This is a genomic window from Streptomyces sp. NPDC021019, assembly GCF_044333295.1.
In the GTDB taxonomy this organism is placed as follows: domain Bacteria; phylum Actinomycetota; class Actinomycetes; order Streptomycetales; family Streptomycetaceae; genus Streptomyces.
The window spans coordinates 92,372-105,289 of record NZ_JBIRQR010000003.1 but is presented as its reverse complement, the minus strand read 5'-3'; the positions used below and the strand labels follow the sequence as shown (position 1 = coordinate 105,289).

11 protein-coding genes are annotated in these 12,918 nt (G+C 73.3%); 5 read left to right on the top strand and 6 right to left on the bottom strand.

Annotated elements, in window-relative coordinates; all coding sequences use genetic code 11:
- The first annotated feature begins 5 nt into the window (after positions 1-5).
- Together ACH4RG_RS17980 and ACH4RG_RS17975 are read left to right on the top strand one after the other, a co-directional pair.
- Positions 6-842 (top strand): aldo/keto reductase, encoded by an 837-nt coding sequence (locus ACH4RG_RS17980; RefSeq protein WP_397917342.1) that lies wholly within the window; start codon positions 6-8, stop codon positions 840-842.
- A gap of 106 nt (positions 843-948) precedes the next feature.
- The gene (locus tag ACH4RG_RS17975; RefSeq protein ID WP_397917341.1) at positions 949-1,416 is read left to right on the top strand and encodes an RICIN domain-containing protein; all 468 of its coding nucleotides are present in this window, start codon (positions 949-951) and stop codon (positions 1,414-1,416) included.
- A 33-nt stretch (positions 1,417-1,449) separates the two neighbouring features.
- On the opposite strand, the gene ACH4RG_RS17970 is transcribed toward ACH4RG_RS17975, so the two are convergent.
- Entirely contained in the window at positions 1,450-2,379 is a 930-nt protein-coding gene (locus ACH4RG_RS17970) for a class I SAM-dependent methyltransferase (RefSeq protein ID WP_398539803.1), read from the bottom strand.
- Positions 2,380-2,740: 361 nt separating this feature from the next.
- On the opposite strand from ACH4RG_RS17970, the gene ACH4RG_RS17965 reads away from it, so the two are divergent.
- Entirely contained in the window at positions 2,741-3,703 is a 963-nt protein-coding gene (locus tag ACH4RG_RS17965) for a LysR substrate-binding domain-containing protein (protein WP_397927012.1), read from the top strand.
- Between the two features lie 87 nt (positions 3,704-3,790).
- Here ACH4RG_RS17965 and ACH4RG_RS17960 read toward each other — a convergent pair whose 3' ends face one another.
- A complete protein-coding gene (locus ACH4RG_RS17960; protein WP_397917338.1) occupies positions 3,791-4,096 on the bottom strand; it encodes a 4a-hydroxytetrahydrobiopterin dehydratase in 306 nt (101 codons plus the stop codon).
- Between the two features lie 102 nt (positions 4,097-4,198).
- Between ACH4RG_RS17960 and ACH4RG_RS17955 the strand changes: the two genes are divergently transcribed.
- Positions 4,199-5,026: a helix-turn-helix domain-containing protein gene (locus ACH4RG_RS17955; protein WP_397917337.1), complete on the top strand. Its 828-nt coding sequence runs from the start codon at positions 4,199-4,201 to the stop codon at positions 5,024-5,026.
- A gap of 71 nt (positions 5,027-5,097) precedes the next feature.
- On the opposite strand, the gene secD is transcribed toward ACH4RG_RS17955, so the two are convergent.
- The 4 genes from secD to ligA form a co-directional block, all read right to left on the bottom strand.
- Positions 5,098-7,455 carry a protein translocase subunit SecD gene (secD, locus tag ACH4RG_RS17950; protein ID WP_397917336.1) on the bottom strand — a complete coding sequence of 786 codons (2,358 nt, stop codon included), beginning with the start codon at positions 7,453-7,455 and terminating at the stop codon, positions 5,098-5,100.
- A gap of 35 nt (positions 7,456-7,490) precedes the next feature.
- Complete coding sequence (locus ACH4RG_RS17945) at positions 7,491-8,105, bottom strand: hypothetical protein (RefSeq protein WP_397927010.1); 615 nt, start codon at positions 8,103-8,105, stop codon at positions 7,491-7,493.
- 38 nt (positions 8,106-8,143) lie between these two features.
- Positions 8,144-8,860: a rod shape-determining protein MreC gene (locus ACH4RG_RS17940; RefSeq protein WP_397917334.1), complete on the bottom strand. Its 717-nt coding sequence runs from the start codon at positions 8,858-8,860 to the stop codon at positions 8,144-8,146.
- A 646-nt stretch (positions 8,861-9,506) separates the two neighbouring features.
- Positions 9,507-11,642, bottom strand: coding sequence for an NAD-dependent DNA ligase LigA (gene ligA / locus ACH4RG_RS17935; protein ID WP_397917333.1), 2,136 nt, complete (start codon positions 11,640-11,642; stop codon positions 9,507-9,509).
- Between the two features lie 220 nt (positions 11,643-11,862).
- Between ligA and ACH4RG_RS17930 the strand changes: the two genes are divergently transcribed.
- Positions 11,863-12,915, top strand: coding sequence for a LacI family DNA-binding transcriptional regulator (locus tag ACH4RG_RS17930; RefSeq protein WP_397917332.1), 1,053 nt, complete (start codon positions 11,863-11,865; stop codon positions 12,913-12,915).
- Positions 12,916-12,918: the final 3 nt, after the last annotated feature.

The window sequence follows — 12,918 nt, the reverse complement described above, 5'->3', positions numbered from 1 at the left end:
CGCTCGTGAGCCAGGTCCCCTCCATCCCCCTCAACAACGGCCTCGACATGCCGCAGCTCGGTTTCGGTGTCTGGCAGGTACCGGACGACGAGGCGGAGAAGGCGGTCGCCACGGCCATCGAGACCGGGTACCGGAGCATCGACACCGCCGCGATCTACGAGAACGAGACCGGTACCGGCAAGGCCATCACCGCCTCCGGCGTCGCCCGTGACGAGCTCTTCGTCACCACGAAGCTGTGGAACAGCGAGCAGGGCCACGACAGCACCCTGCGCGCCTTCGACGCCTCGCTGGACAAGCTCGGCCTCGACTACGTCGACCTGTACCTGATCCACTGGCCGGTCCCCGCGAAGGACGCGTACACCGACACGTACAAGGCGTTCGAGAAGATCCTCGCCGACGGCCGCGCGAAGGCCATCGGCGTGTCGAACTTCCCTCGCGAACACCTGAAGCGACTGCTCGCCGAGACCTCCGTGGTGCCGGCCGTCAACCAGATCGAGCTGCACCCGCAGCTCCAGCAGAGCGAGCTCCGCGCCTTCCACGCCGAGCACGGCATCGCCACCGAGGCGTGGTCGCCGCTGGGCCAGGGCAAGGGCCTGCTGGAGGTGCCGACGGTCGTCGCCATCGCCCGGAAGCACGGCCGTACACCCGCCCAGGCGGTGCTGCGCTGGCATCTGCAGACCGGCAACATCGTGATCCCGAAGTCCGTGACCCCGTCGCGGATCAAGGAGAACCTCGACGTGTTCGGCTTCGAACTGGACGCCGACGACCTCGCCGCCTTCGCGGCCCTGGACGAGGGCAAGCGGCTCGGCCCCGACCCGGCGGAGTTCAACGTCGGCGCCTGAGCGTCCGGCCGACGGCGCCCTCACCGGTCTCGGTGGGGTGCCGTCGTCAGCCGGTGCGCCGGCGGCAGCACAGCGGTACAGAGGTCGAATCGGGGAGACAGGGAACATGAGCGGCGAACTCGCGCCCGTCGTCGAGGCGGGTCCGTACCGCCTGCGCAACGTCGGCAGCAAGCTGGTGCTGGAGGTGTACGGCGCGGCCAAGGGCAGTGGGGCCCGGGTTCAGCAGGGCGAGGACGACGGGACGGCCGCGCAGGTGTGGCGGCTGGCCCCGGTGCACGAGGGTGCAGCCCTCTTCCACCTGGTCAACGAGCACAGCGGGAAGCGGCTGGACGTCGCCAATGCCGATACGTCGAACGGCACCCGCGTCCAGCAGTGGAAGGCCAACAACTTCGGCGCCCAGGAATGGCTGATCGAGCAGCACGCCGAGGCGCCCGGAACGGTGACCCTGGTGAGTTTCATCAGCGGGCTCGTCATGGAGGTCGCGGACCGTTCCACCGAGGACGGCGGCACGATCCAGCAGTGGGAGGACACCGACTCCCCCTTCCAGTGGTGGCAGTTGGAGCCGGTGTCGTAAGGCAGCCGGGTAGCCCCGGACGACGTCGCCGGTTCAGTCGCGGCGGCCGAGGTGGACCGTGCGGGCGGTGAGCAGGTGGACGTCGGGGCGGTGGTGAAGGCCTTCGGGGTCCTCGGGGTCCAGGAGCCGGTCCAGTACCGCGCGGTCCTCGGCCGACAGCAGCTCGCCCAGTACCTCCCGCTCGCGGGTGACGCTCGCGACGACATGGTCGCGGGCGGGACCCGAGAGCGGTGCGGGCAGGTCGAGGAGGAAGCTCCGGGTGCCCTGCGGGACGAGGCCGACCGCGGTGAAGAGCGCGCTCCAGTCCTCGGTCTCCCGCTTCGCCCCCGGGAGCTCGGACCGCATGTGCTGGAAGCGCGTGGCGGCGGCCGCGCCCATACGGGCCTCCAGGCCGGGCTCTCCGATGCCGATGTCGCGGGGCAGCCGCCTGGTGGGCAGGCCGCCCTCGACGAGCGCGACCGTGCCGCCGGACCGCAGGAGCCCGGCGAAGCCTGCCAGAGCGGCGCGCTGGTCGCCGAGATGGTGCAGGGAGTTGCCCGCCCAGATCAGATCAGCCTCGCCCAGCCTGTCGAAGTCCGCGGGAAGTTCGGCCTCCAGGGTCCGGAAGCGGTCGATAGCGCCGAGGCGCCGCGCGCGGTTCTCCGCTCGCTCCAGGAGGGCGGGCGTCGCGTCCACCGCCACCACTTCGGCCTCCGGGAAGACCTCGGCCAGCAGGCAGGAGACGACGCCGGGGCCGCTGCCGATGTCCAGGACCCGGCGGACCTTCGGCGCGGTGGGCAGGGCGGCGATCCAGCGGGCCGCCTCCTCGTACTGCGCGCCGTTGAGTTCGGCCTCCTGTTCCAGCAGGGGTCCCAGGACGTCCCAGTCGATGTCCGTCGCAGGGTCGCCGCCCGATCCGTGGGCATGTACGGGCGTGGCAGGTGCGTGCGCGTCGTGGTGGCCGTGACCGGCGTGGCTGCTCATGGGATCAGCCTCTCCGAACGACGGCCGCCCGGCAATCTTCTTTGCCGGTCCGGCAAATCGAGGTGCCCGTCGGCGGAGTTCGAGGGGGCGGCCCGGATGTGGGAACTCCTGGCCGACCGGTTCGCGGCGCCGCCGGACGGCCACCACGCGGCGAGGGAGGACGTGAAGCGGGTCCTGGGACGGAAGCCGAGGAACTTCTCCGGCTTCGTCTCCGGGTCTCCCACGACGGCGCCTGGCACGGCTGAACCGGAACGCCGCACCCCGCCGACCGGGCCTGCGGAGTACATCCCGTGTACACCGACCGAACGGTAGGCGGAGCGCACATATTGCCGGGGTGCCCCTGGGCCCATAACTTGCCCTTATGGAGCTCGAGTTGCGCCATCTGCGAACGGTCCGTGCCATTGCCGACACGGGCAGCCTCACCAAGGCCGCCGCCGCCCTGGGGCTTGCCCAGCCTGCCCTCAGCGCCCAGCTGCGGCGGATCGAGAAGGCCCTGGGCGGCGCTCTGTTCGACCGCGACCACACCGGGGCGCGGGCCACCCCGCTCGGCGAACTGGTGCTGGGGCGGGCCCGGGTGGTGCTGCCCGCGGTCAGTGAACTCCAGGCGGAGGCGGTGCGGTTCGCCAATGCCGCGGGGTCCCTCGACCGGTTCCGGCTGGGCGGCACACACGGTCCGCTGCTCGGCGGCCTGGTGGACCGGATGGCCGCCGCCCACCCGTCGGTGCCGGTGTCGACGTACACCTCGTGGTCGGTCGGCGAGATCTCCTCGCTGGTGATCGACGGCCGGCTGGACTTCGCGCTGATCGGAACGTGCGGCGAGAGCCCGCCGCCCCTGGCGGACCGGCTGGTCTGGGAGGTCGTCGGGGTGGACCCGGTCTTCGTGATGCTGCCGGAGGATCACTCCCTGGCCGGGGAAACGGAGCTGGAGCTGGCGGCTCTCGCGGACGAGTGCTGGGCGGACGTGCCCGGCGAAGGCTGCTTCGCCGACTGCTTCACCGCGGCCTGCGCGCGATCGGGGTTCACCCCGGTGTCGGTCTACGAGACGGACACCTCGTCCGTCGTCCATCTGGTGCAGGTCGGGCGGGCGATAGGACTGTGCCGGGCGACGTTCCCGCCGGCGCCCGGCCTGGTGACCAGACCGCTGGCCGGCGCGCCGCTCAGCTGGCGTCATCTGGTGGGCTGGCACCCGCACTCCGCCGCCGCGGACGCCGCGGCGGGAACGGTGGCCGGAGCGACCCGCGCGGCCTACGCCGAGGCGGTGTCGCGCAGCCCGAGCTACGCGCGGTGGCTCGGCGCGCACCCGAGGTTCGGCACGGTGGCCTGAGCCCCGGGCGGGGGCCGGGGCCGAGCAGCCCACCGCTGTAGCGCCCCGGGGGCTGATCGGCCGCGCCGGGCTGTTCCGCCCGTGGGACTATTCGGCCCCGTGGGCCGGCGCGGCGCTCGCCACCCGGGCGGCGAGCGCGAAGTCCTTCTCGGTGACCGCGCCTCCCGCGTCGTGCGTGTGGACGGAGAGGGACACCGTGTTGTACCCGAGCGTCAGGTCGGAGTGATGGTTCAGCTCGTCCTGGATCCGCGCGATGTGGACCGTCAGCGCGGCGGCGGCGAAGTGGGAGGGCAGCCGGAAGGTCCGGGTGATCCGGTCTCCTTCCAGCGCCCAGCCGGACAGGCTCTCCAGCCGACGGTCGATCTCGGTCGGCGACAGCGGCTCTGTGCTCATGGAACGGCTCCCGTGGGTCTCGGCGGATCGGCGCGCATGCGTCACAGCGGGCCGGGGCGGCCCGTACCGGCCCCGGCCCGCCGGTGACGTTACGGTCTTGGCATGACGACTGTCTTGCCCGACACGGGAGTAGGGCCGCTGCTGCGGGACTGGCGGGAACAGCGGCGCATCAGCCAACTGGAGCTGGCCCTGCGCGCGGACTCCTCGGCCCGCCACATCTCGTTCATCGAAACGGGCCGCTCCCGGCCCAGTGAGGACATGGTCCTGCGGCTGGCCGAGGAGCTGAACGTCCCGGTCCGTGAACGCAACGCCCTTCTGGTGGTGGCCGGTTACGCACCCCGCTACGCGCAGACGCCGCTCGACGACCCCGCGATGGCCTCCCTCCGTGAGAGCCTCGACCAGTTGCTCGCGGCCTACGAGCCGTATCCGGCGCTCGTGGTGGACGGCACCTACGGGGTGGTGGCGGCCAACCGGGGGATCGCCCTGCTGCTCGAAGGGGTGCCCGAGAAGCTACTGACCCCGCCGGTGAACGCCATGCGGCTCACCCTCCACCCGGAGGGGCTCGCCCCGCGCATCGTGAACCTCCCGGAGTGGCGGGCGGACCTGCTGGCGCAGATGGACCGCCAGATCGCCCTCGTGCGCTCGCCGCAGCTGCGTGCGCTGTACGACGAGGTGGCCGCCTATCCGGTCCCCGCACGGGCGGCCGACGCGGGCCGTCGCACCGACGGTGCGGGCGGTACGCGGGAGCGCTCCGCCGCGTTCGCACTGCCGATGCTGCTCGAGCACGGAGGCCGGGTCCTGTCGTTCGTGTCGTCGATCGCGACGTTCAACACGCCGATGGACGTGACGGTGGCCGAGCTGGCCATCGAGACGTTCCTCCCCGCCGACCGGGAGACGGCCGCCTATCTGCACGCCCACATCCCGTCCTGACCCTGCCCCCTCGGACCCTGGCGCCACGACCGGCCGGGCGGCCGGTCGTGGCGCCGGAGCGCGCGATCACCTCAGACGCGCGCGCCGTTGTCGAGCGGATCGCGCCGGGACGCGCCCGCGCGCCCGCGCGCCGAGCCCTTCGCCTTCCCCTTCCCGGAGGTGGGGGGCGGGGTCTTGGCGTTCCGTTCCAGGACGAGGGCTCCGGGTACGGCGGTGAACACCGAGGACCATGTGCCGACACAGATGCCGATGAGCAGGGCGAGCGCGAAGTCGGCGAGCGAGTCGCCGCCCAGCACCGCGAGGGCGGCCAGGATGAACAGGGCGCCCACCCCGGTGTTCACCGTGCGCGGAACGGTCTGGAGGACGGCCCGGCGGGCGATGACGTCCAGCGGTGTCCGCCGGTTCGCCCCCCACGTCTCCCGTACCCGGTCGAAGACCACTACCGAGTCGTTGACCGAGTAGCCGATCACGGTGAGCAGGGCGGCCAGGAAGATGCCGTCCACCGGCCGCCCCAGCCAGGCGAAGGCCCCCACCACGAGGATCACGTCGTGCACCATGGCCCCCACGGAGGCCACGGCGAACGTCCAGCGGAACCGGACCGCCAAGTAGGCCAGCTGAACGGCGACGGCCACCCCCAGGGCGATCAGGGCGTTGCGCCGCAGTTCGTCGCCGAGGCTCGGGCCGATCAGCTCGTCCCGTACCTTCGTCGTCTCGCCGCCTTCCTCGGCGAGGGCGGTCCGCAGGGCGTGTTCGCCGTCGTTGTCGAGCTTCCCGGTGCGTACGGACAGGTCGCCGTCCCCGGCCGTGGTGACCTCGGCGTCCCCGAACCCGGCGGCGGCGAGCGTGCCCCGGGCGGTCTCGACGTCGACCGGTCGGCTGGTGGAGTACTCCATCAGCCGGCCCCCGGTGAACTCCACGCCCAGATCGACGCCGCGCACCACGATCCCGGCCACCGCGACGGCGACCAGGGCGGCCGAGACGAGGAGCCAGCGAACCGGTTTCCGGAAGAGCTTCGGATCCTTGCGGACCAGCCAGGTCCGCACGGCGCCGGGGCGCGCGATGCCGTTGACGCCCCGGTAGTCGCTGACGAAGCGGGTGCTCGCGGCGATCTCGGTGAGCGCGCGGGCGATGACCAGCGCGGAGAACATCGAGGCGATGACCCCGATGGCGAGCGTGACCCCGAAGCCCTTGACCGGGCCCGAGCCCAGGAAGAAGAGCAGTCCGGCCGCGATCAGGGTGGTCGCGTTGGAGTCGGCGACCGCGCTCCACGCCTTCGTGAATCCGGTGGCCAGCACGGAGCGCAGGGAGCGTTTCGGCCGTTCGGCGCACTCCTCCCTGGCCCGTTCGAAGACCAGGACGTTCGCGTCGACCGCCATCCCGATCGCGAGGACGAATCCGGCGAGCCCGGGGAGCGTCAGCGTGACACCGAGAGCGACGAGCGCGGCGTAGGAGATCACCCCGTACGCGGCCAGCGCCACGGCGGCCAGCGCGCCGAAGAGTCGGTAGACGACCGTGATGAAGAGTGCGGTGGCGGCTGCGCCGATGAGCGCCGCCCGGGCGCTCGCGTCGATGGCCGCCGCGCCGAGCGTCGGGCCGACGGTCCGCTGCTCGACGATCTCGACGGGCACGGGAAGCGCCCCGCCCTTGATGAGCAGCGCCAGGTCCCGGGCCTCGTCCGCGCTGAACGAGCCGGTGATCTGGGTGGCCCCGGACGGCAGTCCGACCCGGCAGCCGACCGAGGGGTCGACCTGCGGCGAGGAGATGACCTTCTCGTCGAGGACGATGGCGACCCTGCGGCGGTCGTCCCCGGCGGGATGGCAGGCGGCTTCGCCGGTCAGCTTCTTCCAGTCCTGACCGGCGTCCTTGCGGAATTCGAGCGAGACGCTCCAGCCCGCACCGCCCTGCGCGTCGAAGCCCGCGGTGGCATCCTCGACGCCCGCTCCGGAGAGGCGGGCGGGGCCGAGGGCGAGTTCGCGGCCCTGCTCGTCGGGGAGGGTCAGCCGGTCGGCGTCTGCGGTGGAGCCCGGGTCGGCCGTGGGGTCGGAGCCCGCGGGCTTCTCGTCCGGTTCCTCGGCCGCCGGGCCCTCGACCGCGTGGAAGGTGAGCTGGGCCGTCCGGCCGATCACTTCGGCGGCCTGGCGCGGATCCTGGACGTCGGGCAGTTCGACGATGATCCGGTCCTCGCCGGACCGGGTGAGGGTCGGCTCGGAGACGCCCAGCGAGTCGATGCGCTGCCGCAGCACCTCCAGGGTGCGGTCGGTGGTCTCCCGGTCCGCCTCGACGGTGGCGGTGTCCCGGGCCTGGAGCACGATACGGGTGCCGCCCTGGAGATCGAGGCCGAGTCTGGGCGACATGGTCAGGCTGATGTAGACGGAGACGAGCAGGACGGCGACAGCCAGAACCGCTCGCACCGTGGTGGCGCGAGTCATGAGAATCCTCCGGTGGGGCGCCGAGCGCCCTCACCTCAGTGAGGACGCGGCGCCGGATCGGCAGAGCAGGACGGATGACCGGTCGTGGGACCGGTGGTCCTGCCCGGAGGAGGCCCCCGCACGTCGGGGAGCGCGCCCCTGCGGCCGCCGGGTACGTCGGAGGGATCCGCGACGACATGCTGTACGCCGGCGCGCGGCTCGGCCGCCCCCGGTGGAGCGGGCGTCAGCGCGTCGTGCGGCGGCGGCGGCGCGTGAAGAAGCAGGTACGCCCGGCCGGTGCCCGCCCGGGGGGCCTGCGCCGGATCGGCCGCAGCCCTGGGCTGCTCGTGCCCGGCCCGCGCCACCACACCCGCTCCCGCACCCGTGTACGCCTCGGTCACGACCCCGCTCACGCGGTCCGGCCCCCAGCGGTCGGATCCGCCGAAGCGCCCGACGCGATACCGGGAGTCGTGCCCGGCGTGCTGCCCGACGCCGGGCCGGGAGTCGTGCCCGGCGTGCCGGGGCTGCGGTGCGGTGGGTGCCGAGGCGACGGTGCCGACGGGCGCGAGGCTCCGGGAAGCCGGCGGGGCGAGCGCGGCACCGGTGGCCGAGGCGGCGCCGCCGACCAGGGTGAGGACGGTGAGGACCAGCGTGGCCAGCAGAGACCGCACCTGCGACGCGTTCGGCCGGGAAGGTCCCGGGGGCCGCGTCACCTCGGTCGGCCGAGTCGCTCGGGTGACACCGTCGGATGGCGAAGCACGGAGCTGAGGATCTGTCCGGCGCCGCGGACGACCGTGGTCGACGGGTCGTCGGCCAGGCGCACCCGGGTGCCGAGGCAGCGGGCGATGCGATCGGTGACATCGGCTCGCAGCGCGCCTCCGCCCGCGAGCACGGGGCCCTTGCGCAGGGCTCCGCGGATCGCGCCGTGCCGGTCGTGCCGCCACATGGACGTGATCATGTCGAGCACCGTGCGGACGAGGACGGCCGGCAACGTCGCCGGATCGAGGCGGCCGAGGTCGTCGAGTCCGCTCTCGGCCTGCCGGGCGTCGGCCACCAGGCCGTTGACGAGGAGCGTGACCTCGGTCAGCTCGGCTCCCATGTCGACGACGAGAAGGGGGCCCGTCTCCCTCGGTCCGGCGTACGCGGCGGCGGCCCTGGCGCTGCTGAGGACCAGGACGCGCGACGTCCCGAGCCCGGCGAGCAGGGCGCGCGCGGCGGTGCGGTGATCGGCCCCGGCGAGCACGGGATGGCTGAGAACAATCACGCTGTCGCTGCGGTCGGGCCCCAGGGCCGCGTCGGCGATGCGGCCGAGCAGCCGGCCGCAGGACTCGGGGTCGACGATGCGCCCGCGCCGGACCGGCCGCTCGTCGCCCCCGTGGGAACCGGAGCCGGGGAACGCGTCGACAACCAGTCCCCGGCCTGGCACCCAGGCCCGGGTGCGGGAGCTGCCCAGGTCCAGAGCCAGCCCCCGGGCGGCCGGGGGAACACCCGGTGCGCCCTGGGTGCCCGGGGCGCGCAACTGCTGGTGGCGTGTCCGGAGCCCCCCGCGGGAACGCCCCGCCCCGAACGCCCCGGCACCGCTCCCGTCACGAAGCGGTCCGGGGCCCTTCCCCCATGGGCCCGCACCCGGGCGGAGCGGCCCTCGCCACTCGCCGGGCGCGGAAGTGAGCGGGCCGCGAACGGCCGGGACCGGAGTGGTCGCGAGAGCAGCGGTCGGGGCGGGGGCGGTCGGGGCGGGGGCGGTCCGGGCGGGTTCCACCCGGTCAGGTGCGTAGGGCCCGTGAAGCCCGTGAAGCCCGTCGAGTGCTCCAGGTCCGCCGAGGACGGGAGGCCTTCGGCCCGTACCGGCGTCCTCGGACGACGGCGGAACGGCGCGACCCGGTCGCTGTCCGTCGTGCACAGAACGCATCGTCCCTCACCCTCGGCCGCCCATCGCAGCCGCCCACGCACCCGTCGGCCCCGCTGATAGCGAGGCACGACCGAGCCCTCACTATGCAATACGGGGTGGTGGAACGCCACTTCCTCGCTGATTCACAGGCGCACCAGCGCGGCGCTCACGGCAGCCGGCCGGCTCAGGCCTCCTCCCCCGCCGGCAGGAAGGCGCCGACCAGCTCCGCGAACTCCTCCGGCACCGCGATCCGGACCTCTAGGTCCTCCGCCTTGGTCCGCTTGGATCCGGCCTTCTCCCCGGCCACAAGCAGACTGGTGCGCTTGGAGACGCTGGAGGACGACTTGCCGCCGGCCCGCTCGATCAGCTCGTTCATCTGGTTGCGCGACAGCTTCTCCAGCGCTCCGGACATCGCGCCCGTGACCACCACGGTCATCCCCGCCAGGGGCAGCGCGGAACCCGTTCCGGCCTCGCCACCGGCCTCCGCGTCCGCGCCTGCCGCCGCGGCCGCCTCCTCCGTCCCCGGCTCCGGAGGCGGGGTGGCCCCCGGCTCCGTCATGGACACCCCGGCAGCGACGAGCTTGTCGATCAGCGGCGCCAGCTCCAGCAGCTCGGCGACCACCGCGGCCGCCTTCTCCTTGCCGATGCCGTCGACCCGCTGGAGCGTTTCCGCGTCGGCGGCGACGATCCGGTCCATCGTGGCGAAATAGCGTGCGATGCGACGCGACATGGAACGCCCCGTGCCCCGTACGCCCAGGGCGCAGAAGACTCGGGACAGCGGCCTGCTCCGGGCGGTTTCGATGGCCGCCAGGAGGTTGTCCGTAGAGGTCTCGCCCATCCGGTCGAGGGCGAGCAACTGCTCCCGCTCCAGAGTGAACAGGTCCGCGAAGTCCGCGACGAGGCCCGCGTCGACGAGCTGGACGACCCGTGTGGAGCCGAGGCCCTCGATGTCGAGCTGATCGCGCCCCGCCGCGTACGAGACGGAGGCGACCAGGCGGCAGTCACGGCCTCGGGTGCAGCGCCAGCGCTGCTCGCTCGTGTCGATGTCGGAGCCGCACTGCGGGCAGCACTCGGGGAAGGCGATGGGTGTCTCGTCGCCGGTGCGCAGGTGCACCACGGGGGCCTCGATGCGCGGGATGATGTCGCCGGCCTTGTAGACCATGACCTGGTCCCCCAGCCGCAGGTCGCGGCGGGTGATGTCGGCCGGGTTGTGCAGGGTGGCGTAACCGACGGTGGAGCCGTCGATCTCCACGGGTTCCAGGACGGCGCGCGGCGCGATGATGCCCGTGCGCCCGACGTTCCACTCGACGGCCAGCAGGCGGGTGATCTTCTCCACGGCGGGCAGCTTGTAGGCGATGGCCCAGCGGGGCGCGCGGGTGCCGGAGCCGGCCTCGCGCTGGTCGGCCGCCAGATCGGCCTTGATCACGATCCCGTCGATGCCGAACGGCAGCGAGGCACGCAAGGCGCCTGTCGCGTCCACCCGAGCCTGGACCTCCTCGACCGTGGTGGCCCGGAGCGGCGCGACGTCGGTGCCCGCGGCCGTGTGCACGCCGAGCTCGGCGACGTACGCCAGGATCTCGCTGTGGGGCAGTTCGGCGAGGGTCCCGGCGACCTCCCCGGAACCGGGCAGCGGCAGCGCGCCGTAGGCGAAGAAGGTCGTCTCCACCCGGTAGGCGCGGTCCTTGGCGCGCAGGGTGCCGGCGGCCCCGTTGCGCGGGTTGGCGAAGGGGGCGCCGCCGTGTTCCGTACGGATCGCGTTGCCCTGTTCGAACTGCTCGTTCGTCATGAGGATCTCGCCGCGCACCTCGATGGTGACCGGGGCGGCCAGTCGCTCCGGCAGGCCGACGACGGCACCGGCCGCGTGCGAGACGTCCTCGCCGGCCGTTCCGTCGCCCCGGGTGACCAGGCGCTCGAACCGGCCGTCCCGGTAGCGCGCGGCGACCGCCAGGCCGTCGAGCTTCGGCTCCACGCTCCACGCGGTCACCGGCCGGCCGATCCGCCGCTCCAGCGACGCGGTCCAGGTCACGAACTGCTCGGCCGAGAACACGTTGTCGAGCGAGAGCATGGGCACCGTGTGCGGCACGTCGCCGACGGCGGCCCCGCCCGCGACCTTGCCCGTCGGCGAGTCGGCGAGCACCTCCTGCGGGTGGTCCGCCTCGTACGCGGCTATTCCGCGCGCCAGCCGGTCGTAGGCGTCGTCGTCCAGCGCGCTCTCGCCCGTGGCGTAGTACGCGGCGGCGGCGAGGGAGGCCTCTTCCACCGCGGCGGCATAGGCGGCGGCATCGGCGAGCACAGCAGCTGAGTTCGTCATGGCCACCATTCTTCCGCCCACCACTGACAACGCCCGCGTCCGCTCTCCCCGCCCCGATCCCGGGAGAGCGCGACGGCCTCCCTGGAGCGGGGCGTCCACGCATCCGGCTCCGGTGCCCACGCCCTCGTGACGGCGCGCGACACCTTCCTCGCCGAGCTGGAACGGCTGCCGCGCACAGTGCGGGCCCTCGGCGGAACGGGGCGGCCGGCCTGCGGGTATAAAGAGCGGCATGACAGCCGAAGTGCCGCAGCCCGTACGCCCCGCGACCTTGGAGGACGTGGCGGCCGTGGCCGGTGTGTCGCGGGCGACGGTGTCCCGGGTGATCAACGGGGCGACCACCGTTGACCCCGCCCTGCGCACCGTGGTCGAGGAGGCGGTGGCGACCACCGGTTACGTGCCCAACCGCGCCGCCCGCTCGCTGGTGACGCGGCGCACCGACTCGGTGGCCCTCGTGGTCTCGGAGCGGGAACGGCGGCCGATGTCCGAGCCGTTCGTCGGCCGGATGTTCTCGGACCCGTACTTCGGGCGGGTCGTCAGCGGGCTGCTGGAGGTGCTGCGCCCCGCGGGCATCCAGATGGTCGTGATGCTGGCCGACGACGAGGCGTCCCGGGGCCAGTTGCTCTCCTATCTGCGCCACGGTCATGTCGACGGGGTCGTGCTGATCACCACGCACGCAGACGACCCGCTCCCCGGGCTGCTCCAGGACACCAGGATGCCCGCCGTACTCGCGGGCCGTCCTCACCGTTCGTCCCCGCTGGCCTATGTGGAGGTGGACCAGCACGCCGGGGCGCGGCTGGCGGCCGACCACCTGGCCGCGCTGGGGCGACGCCGCATCGGCACCGTCTCGGGACCCCAGGACATGCCGGCGGGGCAGGTGCGGCTGACCGGTTTCCTGGAGGCCGTCGCCGCCCACGGCATCGAGGACGTGGCCTGTGCCGAGGGGGACTTCACGCATCGGGGCGGGGCCGCGGCGATGCGGCGGCTGCTGGCGGACCGCCCCGACCTCGACGGGGTGTTCATCGCCTCCGACCTGATGGCCCTGGGCGCGCTCCCGGTCCTGCTCCGGGCGGGGCGCGACGTGCCGTCCGACGTGGCGGTGGTCGGCTTCGACGACAGCAGCGCGGCGGCCGCCTGCGACCCGCCCCTGACCACGGTGCGGCAGCCGGTGGAGGAGATGGCCGCGGAGATGGCCCGGCTGCTGCTGAAGCAGATCGGCGAACCGGGCGGCCCCTCGCCCTCCGTGCTCTTCCCGCCGACACTGGTACGACGGCAGTCGGCCTGACCG